This is a genomic window from Mariniflexile sp. AS56, from assembly GCF_030552475.1.
In the GTDB taxonomy this organism is placed as follows: Bacteria; Bacteroidota; Bacteroidia; order Flavobacteriales; family Flavobacteriaceae; genus Mariniflexile.
In genome coordinates this window covers 196,685-222,548 of the sequence record NZ_JAUPED010000009.1, presented here as the reverse complement: position 1 = coordinate 222,548, position 25,864 = coordinate 196,685, and the positions used below count along the sequence as shown (strand labels likewise).

At 35.0% G+C, this 25,864-nt stretch carries 26 protein-coding genes; 16 read left to right on the top strand and 10 right to left on the bottom strand.

Annotated elements, in window-relative coordinates; all coding sequences use genetic code 11:
- The first annotated feature begins 358 nt into the window (after positions 1-358).
- From Q5N74_RS12830 to def, 6 genes are read left to right on the top strand one after another with little or no spacing between them, the layout of a single operon-like run.
- Complete coding sequence (locus tag Q5N74_RS12830) at positions 359-1,387, top strand: rod shape-determining protein (protein WP_304389255.1); 1,029 nt, start codon at positions 359-361, stop codon at positions 1,385-1,387.
- 11 nt (positions 1,388-1,398) lie between these two features.
- A complete protein-coding gene (gene mreC, locus Q5N74_RS12825; RefSeq protein ID WP_304389254.1) occupies positions 1,399-2,223 on the top strand; it encodes a rod shape-determining protein MreC in 825 nt (274 codons plus the stop codon).
- On the top strand, positions 2,216-2,722 hold the full coding sequence (locus Q5N74_RS12820) for a rod shape-determining protein MreD (RefSeq protein ID WP_304389253.1): 507 nt from the start codon (positions 2,216-2,218) through the stop codon (positions 2,720-2,722). Before mreC ends, Q5N74_RS12820 begins: the two co-directional genes overlap by 8 nt.
- Complete coding sequence (locus tag Q5N74_RS12815) at positions 2,719-4,695, top strand: penicillin-binding protein 2 (RefSeq protein WP_304389252.1); 1,977 nt, start codon at positions 2,719-2,721, stop codon at positions 4,693-4,695. The genes Q5N74_RS12820 and Q5N74_RS12815 overlap by 4 nt, the downstream gene beginning before the upstream one ends.
- 19 nt (positions 4,696-4,714) lie before the next feature.
- A complete protein-coding gene (gene rodA / locus Q5N74_RS12810) occupies positions 4,715-5,992 on the top strand; it encodes a rod shape-determining protein RodA (protein WP_304389251.1) in 1,278 nt (425 codons plus the stop codon).
- Between the two features lie 32 nt (positions 5,993-6,024).
- Complete coding sequence (gene def / locus Q5N74_RS12805) at positions 6,025-6,660, top strand: peptide deformylase (protein ID WP_304389249.1); 636 nt, start codon at positions 6,025-6,027, stop codon at positions 6,658-6,660.
- Here def and gldC read toward each other — a convergent pair whose 3' ends face one another.
- The gene (gene gldC / locus Q5N74_RS12800; RefSeq protein ID WP_304389248.1) at positions 6,661-6,993 is read right to left on the bottom strand and encodes a gliding motility protein GldC; all 333 of its coding nucleotides are present in this window, start codon (positions 6,991-6,993) and stop codon (positions 6,661-6,663) included.
- Positions 6,993-7,955, bottom strand: a complete 963-nt coding sequence (gene gldB / locus Q5N74_RS12795; protein WP_304389247.1) for a gliding motility lipoprotein GldB — start codon at positions 7,953-7,955, stop codon at positions 6,993-6,995. Before gldB ends, gldC begins: the two co-directional genes overlap by 1 nt.
- Before the next feature lie 92 nt (positions 7,956-8,047).
- On the opposite strand from gldB, the gene nadE reads away from it, so the two are divergent.
- Both nadE and Q5N74_RS12785 read left to right on the top strand, forming a co-directional pair.
- Complete coding sequence (gene nadE / locus Q5N74_RS12790) at positions 8,048-8,836, top strand: NAD(+) synthase (protein ID WP_304389246.1); 789 nt, start codon at positions 8,048-8,050, stop codon at positions 8,834-8,836.
- Between the two features lie 102 nt (positions 8,837-8,938).
- Positions 8,939-9,571: a response regulator transcription factor gene (locus Q5N74_RS12785; RefSeq protein ID WP_304389245.1), complete on the top strand. Its 633-nt coding sequence runs from the start codon at positions 8,939-8,941 to the stop codon at positions 9,569-9,571.
- On the opposite strand, the gene dnaG is transcribed toward Q5N74_RS12785, so the two are convergent.
- The gene (dnaG, locus tag Q5N74_RS12780; protein ID WP_304389244.1) at positions 9,566-11,524 is read right to left on the bottom strand and encodes a DNA primase; all 1,959 of its coding nucleotides are present in this window, start codon (positions 11,522-11,524) and stop codon (positions 9,566-9,568) included. The two genes, Q5N74_RS12785 and dnaG, sit on opposite strands and share 6 nt — an antisense overlap.
- A gap of 178 nt (positions 11,525-11,702) precedes the next feature.
- Between dnaG and Q5N74_RS12775 the strand changes: the two genes are divergently transcribed.
- Positions 11,703-12,209, top strand: a complete 507-nt coding sequence (locus tag Q5N74_RS12775) for a hypothetical protein (protein WP_304389243.1) — start codon at positions 11,703-11,705, stop codon at positions 12,207-12,209.
- 366 nt (positions 12,210-12,575) lie between these two features.
- On the opposite strand, the gene Q5N74_RS12770 is transcribed toward Q5N74_RS12775, so the two are convergent.
- From Q5N74_RS12770 to Q5N74_RS12760, 3 genes are all read right to left on the bottom strand, one after another.
- Positions 12,576-13,667 (bottom strand): hypothetical protein, encoded by a 1,092-nt coding sequence (locus Q5N74_RS12770; protein ID WP_304389242.1) that lies wholly within the window; start codon positions 13,665-13,667, stop codon positions 12,576-12,578.
- Positions 13,668-13,748: 81 nt separating this feature from the next.
- Complete coding sequence (locus Q5N74_RS12765) at positions 13,749-14,492, bottom strand: hypothetical protein (RefSeq protein WP_304389241.1); 744 nt, start codon at positions 14,490-14,492, stop codon at positions 13,749-13,751.
- Positions 14,479-15,045 carry an RNA polymerase sigma factor gene (locus Q5N74_RS12760; RefSeq protein ID WP_304389239.1) on the bottom strand — a complete coding sequence of 189 codons (567 nt, stop codon included), beginning with the start codon at positions 15,043-15,045 and terminating at the stop codon, positions 14,479-14,481. Before Q5N74_RS12760 ends, Q5N74_RS12765 begins: the two co-directional genes overlap by 14 nt.
- Before the next feature lie 310 nt (positions 15,046-15,355).
- Here Q5N74_RS12760 and Q5N74_RS12755 point away from each other — a divergent pair, with 310 nt between their 5' ends.
- The 7 genes from Q5N74_RS12755 to Q5N74_RS12725 all read left to right on the top strand — a co-directional run bounded on the left by Q5N74_RS12755 (position 15,356) and on the right by Q5N74_RS12725 (position 21,075).
- Positions 15,356-16,798, top strand: coding sequence for a circularly permuted type 2 ATP-grasp protein (locus Q5N74_RS12755; RefSeq protein WP_304389238.1), 1,443 nt, complete (start codon positions 15,356-15,358; stop codon positions 16,796-16,798).
- 17 nt (positions 16,799-16,815) lie between these two features.
- Entirely contained in the window at positions 16,816-17,742 is a 927-nt protein-coding gene (locus tag Q5N74_RS12750; protein ID WP_304389237.1) for an alpha-E domain-containing protein, read from the top strand.
- 14 nt (positions 17,743-17,756) lie between these two features.
- Positions 17,757-18,731 (top strand): transglutaminase family protein, encoded by a 975-nt coding sequence (locus Q5N74_RS12745; RefSeq protein ID WP_304389236.1) that lies wholly within the window; start codon positions 17,757-17,759, stop codon positions 18,729-18,731.
- Positions 18,732-18,824: 93 nt separating this feature from the next.
- A complete protein-coding gene (locus tag Q5N74_RS12740; RefSeq protein ID WP_304389234.1) occupies positions 18,825-19,154 on the top strand; it encodes a helix-turn-helix transcriptional regulator in 330 nt (109 codons plus the stop codon).
- 38 nt (positions 19,155-19,192) lie between these two features.
- Positions 19,193-19,663 carry a DUF6428 family protein gene (locus tag Q5N74_RS12735; RefSeq protein WP_304389233.1) on the top strand — a complete coding sequence of 157 codons (471 nt, stop codon included), beginning with the start codon at positions 19,193-19,195 and terminating at the stop codon, positions 19,661-19,663.
- 16 nt (positions 19,664-19,679) lie between these two features.
- Positions 19,680-20,303, top strand: a complete 624-nt coding sequence (locus Q5N74_RS12730; protein WP_304389232.1) for a low molecular weight phosphatase family protein — start codon at positions 19,680-19,682, stop codon at positions 20,301-20,303.
- The gene (locus Q5N74_RS12725; protein WP_304389231.1) at positions 20,296-21,075 is read left to right on the top strand and encodes an MIP/aquaporin family protein; all 780 of its coding nucleotides are present in this window, start codon (positions 20,296-20,298) and stop codon (positions 21,073-21,075) included. Before Q5N74_RS12730 ends, Q5N74_RS12725 begins: the two co-directional genes overlap by 8 nt.
- Positions 21,076-21,119: 44 nt before the next feature.
- Here Q5N74_RS12725 and Q5N74_RS12720 read toward each other — a convergent pair whose 3' ends face one another.
- The 4 genes from Q5N74_RS12720 to Q5N74_RS12705 all read right to left on the bottom strand — a co-directional run bounded on the left by Q5N74_RS12720 (position 21,120) and on the right by Q5N74_RS12705 (position 25,809).
- A complete protein-coding gene (locus Q5N74_RS12720) occupies positions 21,120-22,097 on the bottom strand; it encodes a polyprenyl synthetase family protein (protein WP_304389230.1) in 978 nt (325 codons plus the stop codon).
- A gap of 47 nt (positions 22,098-22,144) precedes the next feature.
- Positions 22,145-23,185: a 23S rRNA (adenine(2503)-C(2))-methyltransferase RlmN gene (gene rlmN / locus Q5N74_RS12715; RefSeq protein ID WP_304389229.1), complete on the bottom strand. Its 1,041-nt coding sequence runs from the start codon at positions 23,183-23,185 to the stop codon at positions 22,145-22,147.
- A 226-nt stretch (positions 23,186-23,411) separates the two neighbouring features.
- Positions 23,412-24,461 (bottom strand): tRNA preQ1(34) S-adenosylmethionine ribosyltransferase-isomerase QueA, encoded by a 1,050-nt coding sequence (gene queA / locus Q5N74_RS12710; protein WP_304389227.1) that lies wholly within the window; start codon positions 24,459-24,461, stop codon positions 23,412-23,414.
- A gap of 115 nt (positions 24,462-24,576) precedes the next feature.
- Positions 24,577-25,809: a 3-phosphoshikimate 1-carboxyvinyltransferase gene (locus Q5N74_RS12705; RefSeq protein WP_304389226.1), complete on the bottom strand. Its 1,233-nt coding sequence runs from the start codon at positions 25,807-25,809 to the stop codon at positions 24,577-24,579.
- Positions 25,810-25,864: the final 55 nt, after the last annotated feature.

Here is a 25,864-nt window from a genome sequence, read left to right as displayed (position 1 = left end):
ATTTAGAGTTTTACTACGACCTTAGCAATAAATTTCAACCCTAATGACGCCTAAAGAAACGACAAAATATCTAAGTTTAAAAAAGAAAAGAATGAAAGAAAGCATAAATTAACGGCCACCGTTAAAAACGGATTGAAACCCACTTTTCAACCTTCACTTTTTAGGTTTCACGTACACACAGAATATCAATAACTTATGAGAAATTAAACATAAAAACGTGACCATTTTCCTCTTTTTCGGACGAACAACACACCTTAGAAAATTAATTCTACAACTAAACATAATAAACTCTTTTTTTTTCCTTAGATTTATTACTTTTACACCATTCGTTTATTCAACTTCTAATTATTAATAGCACATGGGCTTTTTTGACTTCTTAACCGAAGAAATTGCAATCGATTTAGGTACTGCAAATACTCTTATTATTCATAACGACAAGGTTGTGGTTGACGCACCTTCCATTGTAGCACGCGATAGAATTTCTGGTAAAATTATAGCAGTTGGTCAAGAAGCTAGTTTAATGCAGGGAAAAACGCATGAAAACATTAAAACCATTCGCCCATTAAAAGATGGTGTAATTGCCGATTTTGATGCGTCGGAACAAATGATAAGTCTATTTATTAAAAACATACCAGCCTTAAAAAAGAAATTTTTCACACCAGCGCTTCGTATGGTAATCTGTATCCCTTCTGGCATTACAGAAGTTGAAATGCGTGCGGTAAAAGAAAGTGCTGAACGTGTAAACGGAAAAGAAGTGTATTTAATACACGAACCTATGGCAGCAGCTATTGGTATTGGTGTAGACATTATGCAACCTAAAGGAAATATGGTGGTGGATATAGGTGGTGGTACTACCGAAATTGCTGTAATTGCATTAGGTGGTATTGTATGTGACAAATCGGTTAAAATTGCCGGTGACGTTTTTACAAATGATATTGTTTATTACATGCGTACTCAACACAACTTATATGTTGGTGAGCGTACTGCTGAAAAAATAAAAATTCAAATTGGTGCTGCCACGGAAGATTTAGAATTGCCTCCAGAAGACATGAGTGTTCAAGGGCGTGATTTACTTACAGGTAAACCAAAACAAGTATCTATATCTTACAGAGAAATCGCTAAAGCTTTAGATAAATCTATTTTACGTATTGAAGATGCGGTTATGGAAACCTTATCGCAAACACCTCCAGAATTAGCTGCCGATATTTATAATACGGGTATTTATTTAGCTGGTGGTGGCTCTATGTTAAGAGGTTTAGATAAACGTCTGTCTCAAAAAACAGACCTCCCAGTTTATATCGCAGAAGATCCTTTAAGAGCTGTAGTTAGAGGTACAGGTATTACTCTTAAAAACTTAGCGAAATATAAAAGCGTTTTGATTAAATAGGCTTATAAAACATGCAACAGATTATTAATTTTATAATAAGAAACAAAAATTTTTTGTTGTCCTTGTTGCTGTTTTCTATTTCTATGGTTTTTACCATTCAAACACATTCTTACCATAAAAGTAAGTTTATAAACTCGGCCAATTTTTTAACTGGAGGTATTTACAACTCCATTAATAATTTTACAGGCTATTTAAGTTTGAAGTCGCAAAACCAAGTATTGGCAGAAGAAAACAGTCGATTAAAAATGCTGATATTTAATTCTGAAAACAAAAAAGACTCTACTTATTTAGACACCATAACTTATAGCGGTACTTACAAGTTCACATTAGCAAACGTAATTAAAAACACGTATTCTGGAGCGAACAACGTTTTACTTTTAAACCGTGGAAAAAACGATGGCTTAAAAGAAGATTTGGGTGTTATAAGTTCTAAAGGTATTGTGGGTATTGTGGATGGCACAAGCAAACGCTACGCCACCGTTATTTCAGTATTAAATACGGTAAACAAAATTAGTGCTCAACTTAAAAAAACAAACCATTTTGGCACCCTTTTCTGGAATGCCAAATCACCCTATTACATTCAACTTATCGATATTCCTAAAATAGCACCTATAGTTAAAGGCGACACTATTATTACATCAGGACGCTCGTCTATTTTCCCTAAAGGTATTCCTATTGGGATTATTCATGGGTTTAAACTGGATGCAGCCGAAAACTACTATGAAATAGATATCAAGTTATTTAATGACATGACGAATCTGGAGCATGTGTACACCATTGAAAACATTGATGCCACAGAAATTGATAATTTACTAAATAAAAAAGTGAATGAATAACACAGTGTTTTTACATATTACGCGTTTTATTTCATTGGTTTTCTTACAAGTCGTGTTGTTTAATAACATCAACTTTTCTGGCTACCTAAACCCGTACATTTACATTATGTTTATTGCGTTGTTTCCAGTAAAAAACAATCGTTTCATCATTATCTTTTTAAGTTTCTTTTTAGGATTATCTATCGATTTGTTTTCAGATACGGGAGGTATACATGCGGCAGCCTGTGTGTTTATTGCTTATATAAGACCCGCTATTTTAAAGTTTTCTTTTGGGGTCATTTATGAACATCAAACCATAAAATTCACCACCGTTGAATTTGGTGAAAAACTAACCTATTTAACCATACTCACCTTTTTGCATCACCTCGTGTTATTCCTATTAGAAATGTTTAACTTTTCTGAGATAATATTAGTGCTTCAAAAAACGTTATTCTCAAGTATTTTTACTATTTTATTAATTCTAATAGTAACCATTATTTTTAGTAAAAAAACTAAATGAGACGATTTTTACTTGTTATAGCCATAACCATTGTTGGGCTTATATTCATATCTAGACTTTTCTATTTACAAATCTATAGTGAAGGTGTTCATGATATATTTAGTGATAACGCTTTAAGAAAAGTTTACGACTACCCGAAACGTGGTTTTGTTTTTGATAGAAATGGCGAATTGCTGGTTTCTAACCAACCCTCGTACGATGTTATGTTTATTCCACGCGAGGTAAAACCCTTAGACACTACAGAATTTTGCCGCTTATTAAAAATTGAAAGACCACGGTTTAAAGAAATATTTGAAAAGGCATACCGCTACTCCCCTTGGCTCCCATCGGTTTTTATTCCGCATTTATCAAAAGAAGATTATGCTAGTTTGCAGGAGAAGATGCGAAAATTTGAAGGTTTTTATATTCAGAAACGTTCTTTAAGACATTATGAAACCACTATAGGTGCCAATGTATTAGGTGATATTGGAGAGGTGAATGATGCCATAATTGCCCGAGATCCTTATTACAAAATGGGTGACCTTATAGGAAAACAGGGTATCGAAACATCCTATGAAAAAACATTACGAGGTGTAAAAGGCCTTAAAGTAATTCAAAAAGACCGGTTTAATAGAGATTTAGGCCCCTATAAAGATGGTATTTATGATACTTTACCAAAACCAGGTAGCGACATTACTATTACCATCGACGCTCAGTTACAAGCCTATGGCGAGTTACTTATGCAAAACAAACACGGTGGAATTATTGCAATAGAACCTGCTACGGGTGAAATTCTAACAATGGTCTCTACGCCCACTTACAACCCTAATTTACTAGTAGGGCGCAACAGGTCTGTCAATTTTTCAAAATTATATAACGACAGCATTAACAAACCTTTATATGACAGAGGTTTGCAAGCCATGTACCCACCTGGGTCGCCATTTAAAATTTTAAACGCCCTTATTGGTTTACAAGAAGGTGTGGTTACCACACAAGATCGTTTTTATTGCAACCACGGTTACAGTTATGGCGGTAGAAAAATGGGGTGTCACGGGCACGCCAGTCCTTTAGCCATGAACGGTGGTATTTATAATTCTTGTAATGCCTATTTCGCAAATGTTTACAGACGCATTATAGACAAAACTAAAAGTCCTGGCACAGGGTTGGATGTTTGGAGCGAGCACGTAAAAAGTTTTGGGTTAGGTAATTATTTAAACAACGATCTATCGGTAGGGCAACCTGGTAAAATCCCAACGAGCAAAACCTACGACCAACTTTATGGTAAAAACAGATGGGGAAGCACCTTCAACTTATCCAACGCAATTGGTCAAGGTGAAGTTTTAACAACCCCAATACAGTTGGCTAACATGACGGCAGCTATAGCCAATAGAGGTTACTATTACACACCTCACATTATAAAAAATATTGAGGGCCATACCATCGATACGAAATACACAACCCGCAACCAAACCACGATAGACAAAGAACATTTCGAACCCATTATACAAGGTATGTTTGATGTTTACAACCTCGGTACTGCTGCTGGAGTACGAGTAAACGGTATTGAAATTTGTGGTAAAACAGGAACCGCCGAAAACTTTGTAAAAGTTGACGGCAGGCGTATGCAACTAACAGACCATTCTATATTTATTGCATTTGCTCCCAAAGACAACCCAAAAATAGCCTTGGCTGTTTTTGTTGAAAATGGTTATTGGGGCGCTCGATTTGCTGGAAAAATTGCCAGTTTATTGATTGAAAAATATATTAACGACACAATTACCAGAACAGATATGGAAGATTATCTTTTAAAGCATACTTTAGAGCATGAGTATGCCAAACCCTATTCTGGACAAGCTTTTGGTATTAACAAGAATACCACTCTGGAAGTAGTTGATGAGCCAGAATACAAACAACTTAAAGAACTATTAAATCAGCTAAATAGTAGATCAAAAAAATCTCCAGAATTTAAGAAAAACCAAGGCGCTAATTTATAACCCAGACCATACCTAATTAATGATAACAGAAGCTAGTAAATATTATAAATTCGATTGGATTACCATTCTTTTATTTCTATTACTTGTTGGTTTTGGATGGTTAAATATTGTATCGGCTTCACATGTAGGAGAGACGATTAACTATTTCGATTTTTCGCAACCTTACGGAAAACAGCTCATGTTTATCTTTTTAACCATAGGGCTTATTATCCTTATTTTAGCTGTAGAATCTAAATTCTATGAACGGTTTTCAAGCGTTATATACATTATTTCCATGCTTTCACTGGTTGGTTTATTCGTGTTTGGAAAAAGCGTTAACGGCGCTACCTCATGGTACGGCATTGGAGGCATGACGCTACAACCCAGTGAATTCGCTAAAGCCGCTACCGCACTTGCGGTTGCTAAATATGTAAGTGATTTAAACACCGACCTAAAACGTGTTAAAGATCAAATTGCTGTATTTACTATTATTGCGATTCCTGCACTATTGGTATTACTTCAAAAAGATGCTGGTAGCACCCTGGTATATGGCTCGTTTCTTTTTGTTTTATATAGAGAAGGCATTTCGCCTATCTATTTAATCTTGCTATTAATGCTTATTGTTATTTGTTTGTTTTCTTTAAAATTTGGAAGCATCATAACCTCAATTATTATTACTATAGGTGTTTTAATCCATCATTTTACAAGAAGACGGAAACCACTTCTTATTCAACCTATTTCCATCATTCTAATAAGTATTTTAATTTCGTTTGGGGTTCGTTATTTTTACGATAACATTCTACCTTTTCACCAGAAAGACAGAATTACTATTTGGCTGAGTCTTGAAAAAGATCCTGCAAAATTAGAGCGCATGAAAAAAACCATCGCTTATAATTTAAATGAATCTGAAAAAGCCATTAGCTCTGGCGGTTTAACTGGGAAAGGCTTTTTAGAAGGCACACGAACTACTGGTAAATTTGTACCCGAACAACATACCGATTATATTTTTAGTACTGTTGGTGAAGAATGGGGCTTTATAGGCAGCTCAGGCGTCGTTATCGTTTTTATACTACTGTTTCTTCGTATTCTTCATTTAGCCGAACTGCAACGCTCGCAATTCAGCAGAATGTATGGTTACGGTGTCGCGTCCATATTCTTTATGCACTTTTTTATAAATATAGGTATGGTTATGGGGGTGATTCCTACTATTGGTATTCCATTACCCATGTTTAGCTATGGTGGTTCCGGGCTTTGGGGCTTTGCTATTCTATTGTTTATTTTTGTTAAATTAGATTCCGATAGAATCAACCAATGGTAATTAGTAAGCCGTATCTTAAATTTTAATTTCATATGAAACTAAACGCATTCCTTCTCTTAGGCTTGGCGCTATTGCTCTCTGCTTGTTACGGTTCCAAAAGCATGTTGACGCATTCGTTTTCGGGAGAACAATCAGAATTGATTATGGATTCCGATTCTTTAACTGCGATGCGTGTTTTCAAAATAACTAATAACCAAGATTCGTTATTGTTACGTAGCAAAAGCAAGCACATAAAAGCCAATCCAAACGACCTCGTATTACAACGTTTTGTAAAACGACTTTATGCTACCGTTAGAGACAGCATGTCTTTAGGTGTTGGTATTGCCGCACCACAAGTTGGGATTTTAAAAAACATTATTTGGGTACAACGTTTTGATAAAGAAAACGTTCCGTTTGAAGTGTATTTAAACCCCGTAATTAAAACCTATTCCAACAAAAAACAAACGGTTAAAGAAGGTTGTTTATCCATTCCCAACCGATCAGACACCTTAAATTCTCGTGCTTTTTCCATTGTCATTGAATACGACACGATGAATGCTAACCATAAAACAGAAACCGTTGAAGGCTTTACATCTGTGATTTTTCAGCATGAAATAGATCACTTAAATGGCATTTTATATTTAGACCATTTAGCAAAAGAAGTGACCGATGCTAAACAGCAAAATTAACTACTTTTTAATCTCTAATTTTTCAGCGAAATAGTCGCAAAAATCTTTCATAGTAGCCGTCATTTTATCATCCTGCGTCGCTCTTTGAAAGGTATCACTCATAGCCACTAGCGTTTGATGGAAAAATACTTTCATTTCATCAACAGGCATATCTTTAGTCCATAAATCGATACGTAAGGTTTCTTGAACTTTAGAGTCCCAAACAGCCAACATCATTGCTTTAGCTTCTTCATTACTAATGCCACCATCTTCTGCAGTCCAAAATAATTTTTCTGGTACTCTGTTAGCATCAAGTTCTACGTTTAATTCTATTTTCGATGTAATCTTCGACATTATTTTCTTGGTTTAAACTTTGAATTATTAAAAATTTCTTCAGGGCTTTCAATCAACATATCTTTTAAAGACACGTTGTTTTCTTGCATATACGCGCGCACAATTTGCCAACCTATATATTGTCCCAAACGCCCTGGCGATTCGGCATCCACATCTTCCAAATAAAATTTAGAAAAGGGTGCTGCAGTAATAAACCTGCCAGCCAATTTACTATCGGTACTAAACAACAGTTCGCGTTCTACAAAATAGCGCCATATATAACTTTCGTTGGATACCGCCCAATCCAGTTGTTCTTGGGTATAGCCAATACGGTCTGCTTCTGTTTTAAAAGGAATCACAGCATCTTTAAAATACAACTGCTTTCCATAATAAATAAGCTCGTCTAAAAAAGTATTACTAGGTTGTTGGTAAATGAATCTCTTGGCATATTCAGACGCCAAATCCACCACAATTTGTTCCTTTTTTAAATCTTCTCTTATATATTTAGGAATGTTTTCATAAAATTTATGCGCACTACCTAAATAGGTGTCCAAGGCCATCAACACAATGGTATCGGTTACAATAATGCGATTTCTATAATCCACATCACTTGTAGTAGCGATAATTCTAGGGGTATGAAACTCTGGAAAATAATATTTTAAATGATTGAATAAAGATTCAACCTCCAATTCAATACCATCTATATTTAAAAACACGCTTTCAACCTCGCGATATAGGTGCTGTTGCAAGGTATCTTGTGCCTTTTCTATCCAGAAAGAATCTTGGTATTTTGCTGAAAACATAAAGGGATAGGCTTGCTTCAAATTAGCAAGGCTTTCGCTATCAATTTTAGCAAATAATAAATCAAACCGTTCAATTTTGGCGTCTAAATTTATTTTAGCAATGTCACTTTCTAACTGACTTTCATTTTTACAAGAAAATGCCATTACTACCAGAGCCAAGAAAATTAATACATGCTTCATATGAAACTTAACCGTCAGAAATTTTTATTAATAAAGTGTTTCGTTTATTTTTGTTTGCAAAGGTACAATTATCGGAATTAAATTCATTTAAAATGCATACAGAAAAAGTTGTAAATTATATAGTTGATTGGTTAAGAGATTACGCAACCAAGGCCGGAGTTAACGGTTTTGTAATTGGTATCTCTGGAGGTATAGATTCCGCAGTCACATCTACATTATGTGCCAAAACAGGCTTAAATGTGTTATGTATTGAAATGCCTATTCACCAGGCTGAAAGTCATGTAACCAGAGCACATGAACATATTAAACAATTAAAAGAACGCTTTGAAAATGTTAGCGATACAAGAACCGATTTAACCCCTGTTTTTGAATCTTTCAAAAATGAAGTATTTTTTGATGGCGACCAAGCAACGGTTGATATGGCATTAGCCAATACCCGTGCCCGTTTACGTATGACGACTCTTTACTATTATGCAGGCCTTTACAAACTATTAGTTGCCGGTACTGGAAATAAGGTAGAAGATTTTGGAGTGGGCTTTTATACCAAATATGGTGATGGTGGTGTAGACTTAAGTCCTATTGCCGATTTGCTTAAAACTCAAGTTTATGAATTAGGCACTTTTCTAAACGTTCCAGAATCTATAATGACAGCTGCACCAAGTGATGGATTGTTTGGAGATACGCGAAGTGATGAAGATCAAATAGGTGCATCTTACCCCGAATTAGAGTGGGCAATGAAAATGGATGAGGCCGGAAAAACGGAAACTGACTTTTCTGGAAGAGAACAAACGGCATTTAAAATCTATAAACGGTTGAACAATTCCAATAAACATAAGATGATTCCTATACCTGTATGCGAAATCCCTAACAATATCGCATAAATTTTGCACATTGTTTAAAAGTTTACTACTTTTGCGGAAAGCCTATTCTCTCAATTATATATTTCTCTCAATCCAACATTTAAAAAATAGGCTTGAAATATTATGATAAATTTATTAATAGCAGACAATCACCCTATCACTAGGAAAGGGCTTGAGGTACTTTTTTCGGCATCTTCCGACATTAAAATTGTTGCAAGTGTAGACAATGGCGACGCCATTTTAGAGTACATCAAAACAAATCCAGTAGACATTATTTTAACCGAAGCTGATCTCCCAAAGCTTAATGGTTTAACAGTTTTACGTTATTTAAAAAATGACTATCCGGACATCAAAACAATTATTTTTAGTGGACAACCTGAAGAGGTGTATGCCGTAAATGCCATCAAAGCTGGTGCGCATGGTTACATTCACAAATCGGTTAACGTTATTACCATTAACGAAGCGATACTAAAAGTAAACGATGGCGGTATTTATTTAAGTAACGACTTAACGCAACAATTAGCTTTTGGAAACAGAGTTAATAAGGGAGGTTCTTTCTACAAAAAACTATCAACTAGAGAAGCAGAAGTTTTAAAGCTTCTTACTATTGGTAGAAAAAACAAAGAAATTTCTAAAGAATTAGATATTAACGAAAAAACTGTTAGTACTTACAAAGCACGTTTAATGCGTAAATTGAAAGTTACTAATCTAGTTGATTTAGTTAATCAAGCAAAACTTAACGAAACCTTGTCATAGAACACGGTTAAGTTTTCTAGACAACAACATTTTTAGACCCGAATAGTCTTTTACTTCTTCAAGTATATTTCTATTCGTGTCTATTTTGTTTTGTAAGGTTTCCTGTTGAAACTCTTTCACCTTTTGGTCTATTAAAAAACAACGAAGACTCAATATAGTTTCACTTACTAATTGGGCTACACTATCTGTTTTTACTTTCGGAAAAATATCCATACGGTTCCAATCATCTAGCACGTAACGTTCATCTTCCATTAAAATATGAGTGATTTCCGTTCCCATTTCTGCATCTACAGAATTTATATAGTTCTTAAGCTCAAACTCTGGTTTTTGGTTTAAGGTATCAATAATACTATAGTACAAGGTTTTAAATTGTGGATTTGTAAATTGCATTTCATCATCTTGAAGGTCTAAAAACACTTTTTCAAACACTTTTGCTTGATGAATAACTGGTTCTAACTCCAATTCACCTTTCGCATTTTCTTTGAAAACCAAATCTTCAAAATCTTCTGTTCTATCACCATAAAGCAATAACAATTCAATAATTTTACGTTCTAACAGATACAGCACATCTACCTTTTCTACAGGCTGTTTATGCTTAATAACTTCAAACGCTTTTTGCTCTGTTTTATACTGGTTATTTTCTTCTTGAGACTCCTTTTTATTCATTTGAGCCAGGGTACTAAAAAGTACTTCCTCGCTAATATCCATAATTCGGGCACATTCCTGAATATAGATTTCCTTTTTAATACGATCTGGAATTTTCGAAATGCTGTTTACAATATCACGAACCGTATCTGCCTTTTTAATCGGGTCGTTTTTAGATTCTTCAAATAAAACAGATGCTTTAAACTGAATAAAATCTTTAGCATTATCTGCTAAATAAGCGCCCAATTCTTCCAAAGTGTTTTGGCGTGCAAAACTATCAGGATCTTCACCTTCCGGAAACGTACATACTTTTACGTTCATGCCTTGCTCCAGAATTAAATCGATACCTCTTAAAGAGGCACGCATACCTGCAGCATCGCCATCAAAAAGCACCGTAATGTTTTTAGTAAGCCTATTTATTAATCGAATTTGCTCTGAAGTTAACGCGGTACCCGAAGAGGACACCACATTGGTAACACCCGTTTGGTGAAACTGAATCACATCGGTATATCCCTCAACCAAAAAGCAATTATCTTCTTTAGCAATACTTTGTTTGGCATGATGAATACCATACAACACATTACTTTTATGGTAAATATCACTTTCGGGAGAGTTTACATATTTCGCTGCTTTTTTGTCGCTAGTTAAAATACGCCCACCGTAACCCAAAACACGCCCGCTCATACTTTTTATAGGAAACATAACGCGCCCTTTAAACCTGTCGAAACGTTTTTGATCTTTAACGATGGTTAGCCCCGTTTTTTCTAAAAAATCGATGTTATAACCTTGTTTTAGAGCTTCGTCTGTAAACGCTTGCCACTCATCAAGTGAATACCCTAAATCGAATTTCTTAATAGTTTCTTCTGTAAAACCACGTTCTTTAAAATAGCTTAAACCAATCGATTTCCCTTGATCTGTTTTATGCAGTATTTTTTGAAAATACGTGTTTGCAAATTCACTTACCAAATACAAGCTTTCACGCTCACTCGCCTTTTCTTTTTGCTCGTTACTTTGTTCGGTTTCGTCAATTTCAATATTATACTTTTTAGCCAAGTATTTTATAGCTTCCGGATAGGTAAAATGTTCGTGTTCCATTAAAAATGAAACCGCCGTACCACCTTTACCTGTTGAAAAATCTTTCCATATCTGTTTCACCGGAGACACCATAAAACTCGGGGAACGCTCTTCGCTAAAGGGGCTTAAGCCTTTAAAGTTACTACCCGATTTTTTCAGTTGAACAAAATCGCCAATAACCTCCTCTACGCGAGCAGTTTCAAAAACTAAATCTATGGATGCTGGTGATATCAATTAAAAGGGAATTATAATTAGACTGTAAAGGTAATTATAAACTATCGATTTTTGTAATATAGATTTATTTTGGGTGGTTGAATTTGTGAGAAAAAAGAACTAACTTCGTGTTGCAACTGATAAAGTTCATTAAAAACAGAACTTCGTCATAGCATTGTAATTCATAAATGAATGAGAGATGAGAAATCAAATTTGGGCTGAATTGTGTAATCTAAGATTTAAAGGATATTGTCTAAACTTTTTGATGGGTAAATTTCAAAAATGGGATAGAAATATTAATATTTTTTTAGCCATAGCATCTTCAGGAAGTATTGCTGCCTGGGCAATTTGGGACAGCAACCCATTGATTTGGGGAGGAATTATTGCTCTATCTCAAGTAATCACGGTCATAAAACCGTATTTTCCATATTATAAGTATGTTAAAGAATTGAACTCAAAATGCCTAAAAATTGATGTATTAAATATTGAATTTGAACGGTTATGGCACAAAATCCAAAATGGATTAATTACAAGTGAGCAATCGGCTGACGCCTATTTTGAATATAGAAAAGAAATCGCAGAAATATTAAACTTCAATGATGACATACTGTTTGAAGTAGGAAATAATATCATAAATAAATCAAATTTTAAGATGAAAATTTATCTTAAAAACAATTACGGAATTGACATAAATATTAACAATTAAATATACCGATATGCCAGACAAAACAAACAAAGCCCCCCTAAATGAAGGCCAAGGAAGAAGAATTACTGAAAGACCTAATTCTGAACCTATAATCAAGAGTGACGTTCCAGATTTCGTATACACACCCACTCCTCCCGCTCCTAACAATGATAGGACTATTGATAAAAAAGAATAGTTACAAGGAAGCACAAAAGAACACATAAAACAACAATAAGTTTTAAATTGTATTTATTTGCAAAGACCAAAAAAATTGAAACCTGATTCAGTGTTACAAAAACGAGTATTTAACACTTCTCTTCAAATACAGAACCTTAGTTAAACAGGCAAATTAAAAAGCTTCCGTTTGGAAGCTTTTTGATGTTTCATTTAATCCATATCAAACCGCAATCCAATAGATATATTATTTTGCTTAATCGCTTGATCTTTAAAAATAGGTGAGAGATCATACTTCACATACAGTGCCACTTGATCGAAAGCAATGTAACCGCTTAAACCATACACCAGGTTACTGGTATTAAAGCTTTGTTTTTGCTTCTCTTTTTTGGCATCACCATCTAAGTCGTATTTTAATTTTTGACGCGTTCCTATATTAAATCCGCCATAACCACCAAATCCTATTTTAAATTGATTCGTGGTTGAATACCTAAAATACGTGTCTTTTTCTACTTTTTTTGATGGGCCAAACTCAAAATGCACAGGAAATACTAAATTGCTCACCGTTAGTTTTGCTTTTTTCAAATCGGATGGAAATGTTTCCAAAACCGTTTCATCACCTTGTTGTACAAAATATTGATTATCCACTGGTTTTAAGCCATTCATTTGGAAGGAATACCCATATTTAATTCTCATAAAATTAGACTCTTTAAAAACGCGGGTTTTCCATGCCCACCCTATTTCGAAAAAACGGGAACCTCCAAATTTATAAGGAGAATCGTCTAGTTTTTCACCTTCAACAAGTGCATTATTTAAACCAAAGGCTAGTACAAAATCGCTTGAAGTACGCCTGTCATATTTTAAGTTTTTAGGGGTATCGTTACCCTTATCACCTATAAAAATAAAACTTTCGTTGGTATCGTCGCCCGTTCCTATTCTTATAATGCCATTTATACCGCGCTCACCTACAAATTCATAACCAGTTTCATTGCGTTCAGAAAGAGCAATTTTATTATCGATAATCGCCATTCGGTTTTCAATATTTAAAGCATGTTTTTTGGCAGCTTCCTTTTTTAACATGTCGGCTTCTTCATTTGAAATTTCGCCATTTTCAACCTGCTTATTAATAGCTTCTACTTCCTTTTTCAAAAGTGCCCGTTCTTCATTTACAATTTGGTCTTTTGCTTTTTGAAATGTTTCTAGTTTACCATCCTGATTAGGTTTTGAGATCGTGTCTTGTGCAGCGATGAATTGCACGCTTAAACTTAGTAGCAAGAGCGCTACATACTTAGTAATTGTTTGCATAACTGTTCGTTTTTTTGATTTTGATTGATGAATTTTTATTTGATATTACTGTTTTTCTAGAATCAGGATTTGATACGAGTATTAATCGTTTCGCTGTGCCACCGCCGTTTTCACTGTTCCGTAACTTGCTTTTATCGCTTCAAACACTTTACTTCTAAAGGACTGGTCTAATTCGGCTTCCACTTCCTGAAGAAGTGAGTTGGCATCCACAACACTTGTGCTCGCATTATACATGCGGTTTACTCGAATTTGTTTTTGGGCTTTTTGTAATAAGTCATCGATAACAGCATCGGTCACCACTAAGCTCTGGTCTCTCAAACCTTGCACGGTTGCAACCACATCTTGTATTTTTTGTTCTTCAAAGGACAAAACTTCTTTTACGATCTCCACAGGTTTGATTATTTCTTTAGGGTTTACAGCTGTGTTAGTTCCGACAACCACTACTGGACTTTCTTTAACCTGAGTACTTTTAATTTCTTCTAAAGTCGGTTTAATTAAACTCTCCTTCAATTGAATCTCCTTAACAGCCTCTTTTGGCGTCTCTTTTGTATCTACAACCGCCTGGATAGTTTCCTTGTTTGAAATCTCGGTTGGGACATCTACTATAATAGGTGATACTACTTCCGTTTTATAAAATTGAAATGCTACAAACAAAATACCCACAACACTCGCTGCGATACCCAACCACCAAGCCGCTTTGAACGTTTGCTTCTTGTCTTCCTTTTCTAAACGACCTGAAAGTTGCTCCCACCCCTTATTTGATGGCTGTAAATTTCTACCTTCCAGCTTCTCTTTTATACTGTGATCAAATTTATTTGATTCCATAACTTGTTTTTTTATCCAATTCTTGTAATCGCTCCTGAAGCATTTTGCGCGCTTTAAATAATTGCGATTTCGACGTCCCTTCACTTATACTCAGCATGCTCGCTATTTCATGATGTTTATACCCTTCAATCGCAAACATTACAAATACCATTTTATAACCTTCAGGCAAGGCATCAATTAATTGTTGTATTTGGTCGAGCTCTATATCTGTATTTATAGGGTCGTTACATTCGTTTCTAAAATCGATTTCTTCAACAGGAAATTCAATATGTTTCTGACTTCTTAAAAACGAGATAGACTCCCTTACCATAATGCGGCGAATCCACCCTTCAAAACTACCTTCTGCTCTAAAATTTTTCAAACTTGAAAACACTTTAAAGAAACCATTCAACATGGCTTCCTCAGCATGCTGCACGTCTTTAATATAATACCGGCATACGCTTAGCATTTTGGGTGCATACCATTCATACAACATATGTTGTGCGTCCCGATGACCTTTCGCTGCCCGCTTTATTAGTACGGGTTCGTTTTTATGGAGTTGTATGACTTTCAAAAATGAGTTCATTTAGCTTTCTATCTATAAAGACGCCAATTTTATGCCAATGGTTGCCTAGTTTTAAATATTTTTCTTAAATATAACTTGAAGTTGCTCTTTTAATAAATATAATTCACTAATTTGAACACATGCTTTCTTACAAAAATTATTTAGCCCATAATTAAAGCAGAAAAAAACAGGTTACTTATCAAAATATCGAATTATTTTTAACAAATTGAAATAAAGCCTGTGTTTTATTCACATAAACCGTTAATTCATTAAAAATTTTTCAGCAATTTATTACTTTTGAGACTATAGCTTTTAATATATGAATAACAATCATCTTTTCTCGTCTTACGACAAACTCCCTAGTACATGGGATGAAATGTACTGTGATAGTAAGAAATTCAGAGCCCAATACGAAGGTTTTATTGAATATCTAAAAAACACATCTCCAGAAAAACTTACAAAAAAAGAAGACCTTTCTAAACAGCTATTTATGAGCCAAGGGGTCACCTTTACGGTTTATAATGACAATGAAGGTATTGAAAAAATATTCCCCTTTGATATTGTACCTAGAATTATTACAGCGCCTGAATGGGATAAAATTGAAAAAGGTATTAAACAGCGTCTTAAAGCCTTAAACCTTTTTATAAAAGACATCTATAACGAGCAGTTTATTATTAAGGACGGCATTATTCCTGCCGATTTAATTTACTCTTGTCCTAATTTCTTAAGAGAGATGAAAGGGGTAAAAGTACCATACGATGTGTATGTGCATATTTCTGGAGTAGATTTAATACGAAATAATGATGGTGAATTTTATGTGCTTGAAGATAATTTAAGAACCCCATCTGGCGTAAGTTATATGCTAGAGAACAGAGAAATTTCGAAGCGCTTATTCCCTGGTGTTTTACCAAAAAGCCATGTGAGGTCGGTTTCAAACTACCCAAACTTGCTTTATAAAAAACTAAAAGAACTTTCAGATTTACCCAACCCGAATATTGTATTACTAACACCTGGTATTTATAATTCTGCGTATTACGAACATACAACCCTGGCCCGATTAATGGGAATTGAATTAGTTGAAGGCACCGATTTGGTAGTAAAAAACCACTTTGTTTACATGAAAACTACCAATGGTTTAAAGCAGGTAGATATTATTTACAGACGTGTTGATGACGATTATTTAGACCCACTAGAATTTAATGCGAAAAGTGTTCTAGGTGTTGCTGGCATCATGGCTGCTTACAGAAAAGGGAATGTAAATATTGTAAATGCACCCGGAACTGGTATTGCAGATGATAAAGCCATATACATTTACGTGCCAGATATGATTAAATATTATTTAAATGAAGAACCGCTTTTAAAGAATATTGACACCTACCAATTAGGTAAACCAGACGAATTGGAATATGTTACTAAAAACATACGCGACATGGTTATTAAAAAAACCGATGGTAGTGGTGGATATGGTATGCTTATGGGCCACGAAGCTAGCGATGAGGAAATAAAAGACTATCTAGACAACGTTAAGAAAAAACCAGCGAACTTCATTGCTCAACCCATATTAAGACTATCAACTGCCCCGTGTTACATCAATGGTCAGTTATCACCTCGTTGTATCGATTTACGCCCATTTGCCCTAGCTGGTAAAGACGGTATTGATATTTGCCCTGGAGGCCTCACAAGAGTCGCACTTAAAAAAGGCTCTCTGGTAGTAAACAGCTCGCAAGGTGGTGGTAGTAAAGACACATGGGTATTAGAATAATTCATAAAAAATAAAATATGTTAAGCAGAGTAGCAAATAACCTTATTTGGTTAGACCGATACATGGAACGTGGTAATGGAATTTTAAGTTTACTTAAAGTAAATTTTTATGCAAATCAAGACTCCCCAGAACTATTCTCATGGACCCCCATTATTAAAAACTTCACAACTTCTGAAAATGATTTTTACACAGAAGACGCCATAGAATGTATCGATTTCATGGTATTTAATATTGGTAATTCAAACTCCATTTTAAACATTGTAACCAAGGCCCGAGAAAACGCCCGAAGTGTTCAAGAACACATCTCCAGAGAACTTTGGTTATGCATTAACAATTACTACTTATACCTTACAGATAAAGATTTACCTAGAAGACTTAGGGAAGAAGACCCTGTTCAATTTTTAGAAGATTTAAGAAAGCACCATTTAATTTACTATGGCACTTCTGACGTAACACAAGAACGCGGTCCTTCCTATTACTTTATGCATGTTGGTAAGTTCTTAGAACGTGTAATTCAAATATCTGATTTCACGGCTCTTAAACTGAAGGAGATTGCTAATACTTCAGATAGTTTAGAAAAAAGTTTCTATTGGAAAAACTTATTACTATCCATTGGTGGCTATCAATTGTATTTAAAAACACATAAATCAACATTTAACGAAGAGCATATCATTCGAATGGTTTTCCAAGACAAATCATTTCCAAGATCAGTATATTACTGCGTTAATAAACTAAACAGACATATCAATCAACTTATTGAAACCAACGAACTTGAAAAAAACAATTTAGAATTCTTATTAGGAAAGCTAGAAAGCACCATCAAATACACAACCACAGAAAGCATTATGGAGCAAGGCTTAAATAATTATATTGAAGGCATAAAAGAAGATGTTCGAAATATTTCAGCTAATATAAATTCCGTTTACTTCTCTAACGTTAATTGATTTTTAAAATAATTATGGCCACATTCTTTATAAAACATATTACCAAATTCAGCTACAGCAACACTGTAATTGACGGTGCCAATTTAATTAGACTACACCCTATTAATGATGATTACCAAAAGGTAGTTTCGCATTTTATATCGGTCACAAAAAACCCGCTTGTAGAAACATATTTTGATTTTTACAACAATCGAATAGGTACTTTTTTAATTACTGAACCACATGATGAACTCATGATTACTTCTGAAGCAGAAGTTATTACTACGAATCGCTTATTTCCAGATGATAGTGTAAAAACTTCAGAACAGTGGGAAGAATTAAAATTAAGAAAATATGATGCTGATGTAATTGATTTCTTAAAACCAGCAGTATTTAGTGGCTCTGATGATGTGTTAGACTTAATTCAGTCAAAAAACCTGAATGAGACCACGCCATACAAAGCAGCTTTACTACTTTGCGAATATGTTTACACCAATTTTAAATACATTAAAGGCGTTACCAATGTAGACTCTACTCTTGATGATGTTTGGAATTTAAAAGCTGGTGTTTGTCAAGATTTCACCAACATTTTACTGCAAATGGTTAGAATGACTGGCATCCCTGCGCGTTATGTTAGCGGCTATATTTGCCCTACAGATGGTATATCGCGAGGTGAAGGTGCTACCCACGCTTGGATAGAGGCATACATTCCGTTTTATGGCTGGTTAGGTATCGACCCTACCAATAATGCCATTGCAAATGAAAACCACGTACGCTTAGCGGTAGGAAGAAATTATACCGATTGCTCGCCCGTAAAAGGCGTCTTTAAAAGAAAAGTTGAATCTGATTTATTTGTAAAAGTTGAAATTAACACATCTAAACAACAAGAAGCGACATTTATACCGCCAAATACCTTTGCCGATTCTGAAAAAGGTAATAGTTACCAACGTAATTTAGAACGCATCCAACAACAGCAACAACAGCAACAACAGCAACAACAGCAACAGTAACAGCAGCAACAACAGTAAAATTTTAAAAAAATTATTGTTGTTGTTTCCTTATTCAATTATTAATCGTAATATTGCAATATAACAATACAAGACATGGGATTAGCCAAAACTGAAATATTTACCGACTTACAAAACGAAATCGCCTTGTTCGCCAAAGTGTTTGGTCACCCTGCACGCGTAGCGATTTTGCAGCATTTATTTAAAATTGACACCTGTGTATGCGGTGATTTGGTTAATGAAATTGGGCTTGCCCAACCCACCATTTCTCAGCATTTAAAAGAATTAAAAAACTTAGGACTCATTAAAGGTAACGTAGAAGGCACCAGTGTTTGCTATTGTATAAACACGGAAAACTGGACAAAAATGAAGGCAGTTATGCTTCAATTTTTAGATCAAGACCTTCCCCAAACAACCTGTTGTTAAAAAAAATTACATTTATTAATCGCATTAAATAGATACATATGAAACTTTCAGAAGTAAAAAAAGTATTAAGTGAATTAGACACCATCGCTTTTAAATTACCTAACGGCGATTTAGTACCAACCCATTTCCATGTGACCGAAGTTGGTAAAATAACCAAAAACTTTATCGATTGTGGTGGTACGGTGCGTAAAGAAGAAGTTGTGAATTTTCAACTTTGGAACGCAAACGACTACGACCACAGATTGCACCCAGAAAAATTACTAAACATTATTACCCTTTCCGAAAACATATTAAACATTCAAGATTTAGAAATTGAGGTAGAATACCAAGCCGATACCATTGGAAAATTCGGATTGGACTTTGATGGAACCTCTTTCCTACTAACCACAAAACAAACAGACTGTTTGGCGCAAGACCAATGCGGTGTGCCAGTAGAAAAACAAAAAAATCAACTATCTAAAATAGCACCTGCAGGCGCATCTTGTGCTCCTGGAAGTGGTTGTTGCTAATTTAAACAAACAGTACATGACATTATTTAACACCATTGAGAGCCTTATTTCAACTTTAAACGTTGAAACCATCACCAAAGAACGTAAAGAAACGCTACAGCCTTTAGTCGATTATATTCAAGCTAAAAGTGATGCACAGCAAACAATACGCATCAACTTTATCTGCACGCACAATTCAAGACGCAGCCACTTATCGCAAATTTGGGCACAAACCATGGCAGCACATTTTAATATTAAAAATGTGTTTTGTTATTCTGGTGGTACCGAAGCAACTGCTTTATTTCCTGTGGTTGCAGAGACCTTAAAAAAATCTGGTTTTGAAGTTAACACGCTTTCTCAAGGTGAGAATCCTGTTTACAGCATAAAATACAGTGATAACGAACAGCCTATCATTGGTTTTTCAAAGAAATTAGATGCGTCTTTCAACCCGAAATCGGAATTTGCAGCCATCATGACTTGCTCACAAGCCGATGGCGGTTGCCCATTTATAGCAGGTGCCGATTTACGTATTCCTGTCACCTTTGAAGACCCTAAAGCCTTTGATAATACGCCACAACAAGCCGAAAAATATAATGAAAGAAGTTTACAAATCGCCACAGAACTTTTATATGTATTTGCTTCAATAAAAACCAATGGCTAACATTAAAGAGTATCTAGGTGAATTCGCTGGAACTTTCATTTTAGTACTATTTGGGTGTAGTTCTGTGGCTTCTGCCGTTATACTAGGTGCTTTTAATAGTCTTTTAGAAGTTGCTATTATTTGGGGTATTGGCGTTGCCATTGCTATTTTCACGGTTAGAAACATGTGTCCTGCACACCTAAACCCTGCCGTAAGTTTAGCCATGTGTTTCGCTCAAAAATTAAAATTTAAAAAACTTCCTTTTTATATTTTAAGTCAAAGTTTCGGAGCCTTTATGGCAGCAGCATTGATTTACTTTATATTTAATGACAGTATTATAATTTACGAAACCACCCACGCTATTGTTCGTGGCAGTGCAGATTCATACCGCTCTGCCATGATGTTTGGCGAGTATTTTCCAAACCCAAGCTTTGAGGGCTTGTTGCATACATCACCATTAAAAGCAGGGTTTATGGAAGGACTAGGTACATTTATTTTGGTTCTCGTTATTTTCAGGTTGATAGAAAGACAGGAACAAATTGACAACACTACACCCATACTCATTGGACTTACAGTTACGTTACTCATTTGTTTAATTGCTCCTTTTACACAAGGTGGTTTTAACCCGGCTCGAGATTTTGCACCAAGACTAGTTGCTTATTTTGGTGGTTGGAAAATGGCTGCATTTCCTAGTTACCCGTATAGTTTTTTTACCGTATACATCCTCGCTCCTTTTATTGGCGGCCTATTAGCTACATTAATGAATAAAATCATTAATAACATTAAAGCATAAAATTCAGAGAAATTATTAATTCTTGGAGATACCCAACCAAACGGTTATTTTTTTCTATCAATTACATAATTCACCATTAATTCTAGTGAATTTCTATAGGCTGATTCTGGGTAGGTTTTTAGAATTAGAAGCGCTTCTTCTTGAAACTCCTTCATTTTGGTAATAGCATAATCTAAACCACCATGATCTTTCACATACGTAATCACTTCTTTGACGCGTCGCGTGTCTTTATTATGATTCTTAATGGAGTTGATTAACCACTTTTTATCTTTTCTATCTGCTTGATTTAGCACATAAATTAAGGGAAGTGTCATTTTTTGTTCTTTAATATCGATACCTGTAGGTTTCCCTATTTGGGCGTCGCTATAATCAAACAAATCATCTTTTATTTGAAACGCCATTCCAATAAGTTCACCAAACTTACGCATAGCTTCTACGTGAACCGATTCTGGCTTAACAGAAGCAGCACCCAAACTACAACAAGCAGCAATTAAAGTTGCTGTTTTTTGACGAATAATCTCGTAGTAAACAGCCTCGGTAATATCAAGTTTTCTTGCTTTTTCAATTTGAAGTAATTCGCCCTCACTCATTTCACGTACTGCGATAGAAATGATTTTAAGCAAATCGAAATCGTTATTATCAATACTTAAAAGCAAACCTTTAGACAGTAAATAATCGCCTATTAAAACGGCTATTTTATTTTTCCAAAGGGCGTTAACAGAGAAAAATCCGCGGCGACGGTTACTATCATCTACCACATCATCGTGCACCAAAGTAGCGGTATGTATCAATTCAATAACCGAAGCTCCTCTATAAGTACGTTCGCTTACCTCACCATTAGACACCATTTTGGCTACTAGAAACACAAACATAGGGCGCATTTGCTTCCCTTTGCGGTTTACTATGTAGGTTGTAATTCTGTTTAGTAAGGCCACTTTACTAGACATTGAAAGCAGGAACTTTTGCTCGAAAAGATCCATCTCAAAGGCTATGGGGTGTTTTATTTGCTCTACTATTTTCAAATTTCTATACTATGAAGATTCAAATATAAGTTATAGAATTTTATCATTTAACTTTTATTTGCTAATTGTCCGCATGCCGCATCAATATCTTTACCTCTACTACGGCGTACATTTACTACAATACGGTTTTTTTCTAATGCTGAAATATAATTTTGTAATGCTTCGTCTGATGCTTGTTGAAACTCACCATCATCAATAGGGTTATATTCAATAATATTGACCTTACATGGCACATATTTGCAAAACTTCACAAAGGCATCAATATCCTTTTTGGAGTCGTTAATACCACCCCAAACTACATATTCATAACTTATTCTACTTTTGGTTTTAGCATACCAATATTCTAAGGCTTCTCTCAAATCATCTAAAGGAAAATGCTCATTAAAAGGCATGATAGTCGTTCGAACCTCATCAATAGCAGAATGTAATGACACCGCTAAGTTGAATTTCACATCATCATCAGCCATTTTTTTAATCATTTTTGGCACACCCGATGTAGATACTGTAATACGTTTTGGAGACATCCCTAAACCTTCAGGAGATGTAATTTTATCAATAGCCTTAATAACGTTATTGTAATTCATAAGAGGCTCACCCATGCCCATAAAAACAATATTACTAAGTGGGCGATTGAAATACAATTTGCTTTCATTATCAATGGCAACTACTTGATCGTAAATTTCGTCGGGGTTTAAATTACGCATGCGTTTTAAACGTGCCGTAGCACAAAATTTACAATCTAAACTACAGCCTACTTGACTCGACACACAGGCTGTTGTTCTGGTGGCGGTTGGTATTAAAACCGACTCTACAATTAGCCCATCGTGTAAACGCACTGCATTCTTAACCGTACCGTCGCTACTGCGTTGCATGGTATCGACTTTTATGTGGTTGATAACAAAGTTTTCTTCCAACATGTTTCTGGTTTCTTTCGAAACATTCGTCATATCATCAAACGAGTGTGCGCCTTTTTGCCACAACCATTCGTAAACCTGGTTGCCACGAAAGGCTTTATCGCCTTCTTTTTCGAAAAACTCACGAAGTTGCTCTTTAGTTAATGCGCGTATGTCTTTTTTTGTTATTGCCATAAGTGATGCAAAAATAGGGAAAGGATTTATGAATAACGATTTTTGACTTATGATTTATGATTGCTTAACATACTTTGAAGTTATGAACTGCATTAGGGATTGAGGCATTGTTGAAGCTCTCCCTATTTTTTTTATAGGGAAGCGACTGCCGAAAGCCCGACCCGACAGGGGAATGCCCAAATTAATTATATAAAAAAAGCCTTGAATTAACAAGGCTCTTTTAAAATTATATGATTAGCATGGCATCGCCATAACTGTAGAATTTATACTTTTCTTTTACAGCTTCTTCGTATGCTTTTTTGATAAAATCATGACCTCCAAACGCTGAAGCCATCATTAACAAGGTTGATTTTGGTGTATGGAAGTTAGTAATCATGCAGTTTGCAATACTAAAATCGTACGGAGGGAAAATGAATTTATTTGTCCATCCTTCAACTTCGTTTAATTCGCCTCCTGAAGAAACCGAACTCTCTATAGCACGCATCGCTGTTGTACCCACAGCACAAATACGTTTTTTATTTTTCTTAGCGGTATTTACTATTTCTACTGCTTTTTCTTCAATTTTAAGTTCTTCACTATCCATTTTGTGCTTAGAAAGATCTTCTACCTCAACTGGATTAAAAGTACCTAAACCAACGTGTAAAGTCACCTCAGCAAATTTAACACCTTTAATCTCTAAACGTTTTAATAAATGTTTAGAGAAATGAAGTCCTGCTGTTGGTGCAGCTACGGCTCCTTCATTTTTAGCGTAAATGGTTTGGTAACGCTCTTCATCTTCTGGTTGCACTTCTCTTTTTATATATTTTGGAAGTGGTGTTTCACCTAATTCGTTTAATTTTCTGCGGAATTCTTTATAAGACCCGTCATATAAGAAACGTAATGTACGACCACGAGAGGTTGTATTATCGATAACTTCTGCTACTAAAGTTTCATCATCACCAAAGTATAATTTATTACCAATTCTTATTTTACGTGCTGGATCTACCAATACATCCCAAAGGCGTTGTTCTTCATTTAATTCTCTTAATAAGAACACTTCGATTCTTGCGCCTGTTTTTTCTTTATTACCATATAATCTGGCAGGAAATACTTTTGTGTTATTTAGGATTAAAACATCATCTTCATCAAAATAGTCGATAATATCTTTAAACATTTTATGTTCGATGGTTTGTTTTTTTCTATCTAAAACCATTAAACGAGACTCATCTCTATTTTCTGCGGGGTATTCTGCCAGCAATTCTTCTGGTAAATTAAAACCAAAGTGTGATAACTTCATATAAAAAAGAGTTTATGTATTTGTTTGTTATACGTTTGTAAACCAATACTTAAAATTACAAACGGTTGCAAATATACGATTGTGGCATAGGCCTTGTCAAGTAAATGCGTGATTATTATTTAGTTATTTTAAAACCGATAGATTCTAAATCGTCCCAAAAGGTTGGGTATGATTTTGAAACCACCTCAGCATCTTCAATAACTATAGGTGTTTTAAGTGCTAAAGGTGCAAATGCCATAGCCATTCTATGGTCGTTATAGGTACCAATAGGCACGTATTCCTTTATGACAGTTGACCTTAAAAGGTGTAACGACTTATCAGTTATATTTACTTGTCCACCTAATTTTTCAATTTCAGTTTTTAAAGCGACTAATCTATCTGTTTCTTTAATTTTCAACGTGTGAAGTCCTGTTAAATTACAAGCCATACCTAAAGCAAAGCAAGTTACTGCAATGGTTTGAGCAATGTCTGGGGCATTAGCCAAATCGAATTCGATTATAGACTCTGGATTTACGTTTACCGCTTTCACCAAGGTCATTGCATTGTTTTCAAAAGTTGTTTCTACACCAAAAGATTTATAGATTTCAACTAATACAGAATCACCTTGTAATGAGTTTTCTTTATATGAAGACAGTGTAATTTCTGTTCCAACTTCACAAAGCGCAGCAATACTGAAGTAATAAGATGCCGAAGACCAATCCGACTCTACCGTTAAGGTTCGTGGTTGTTGGGTGCTCGCTGCTGGTTTTACGGTAATGGTATTACCTATGAAAGTTGATTCTACGCCAATTTCATCTAACAAGGCAAGCGTCATTTTTATATAAGGAACCGAAGTAATTTCACCTTCTAGTGTTAACTCTATACCGTTTTCTAATTTTGATGCCATTAAAAGTAATGCTGAAATATACTGGCTACTCACATTTGCTTGTAAAGACACTTTATTTTTAGTTAGCTTCTTCCCAGTAATCTTTATTGGAGGAAACCCACTATTCTCAACATATTCTATTTCTGCTCCTAATTCCTGAAGGGCTTCTACTAAAATTTTAATAGGGCGCTCTTTCATACGTTTAGAACCTGTAAGCGTTACTTCACGACCTTCTTGAACCGAAAAATAAGCGGTTAGAAAACGCATGGCGGTACCTGCATGATGAATATCTACAAGGTTAGAAGTAGATTTTAAGGCGTCCGTCATCAAACAACTATCATCTGAATTTGAAACATTATCTAGAGTAATAGTTGGGAACAAGGCTTTTAAAAGCAACAATCGATTCGATTCGCTTTTAGAACCTGTTACAGTTATTTTTGATTGACGATTTGCAATTTGAGATTTCTGAAGTGTAATATTCATTTTATAATTTAAAAAACTAACAAAACAGTTCGTAACGAAGCCCGAACTGACATAA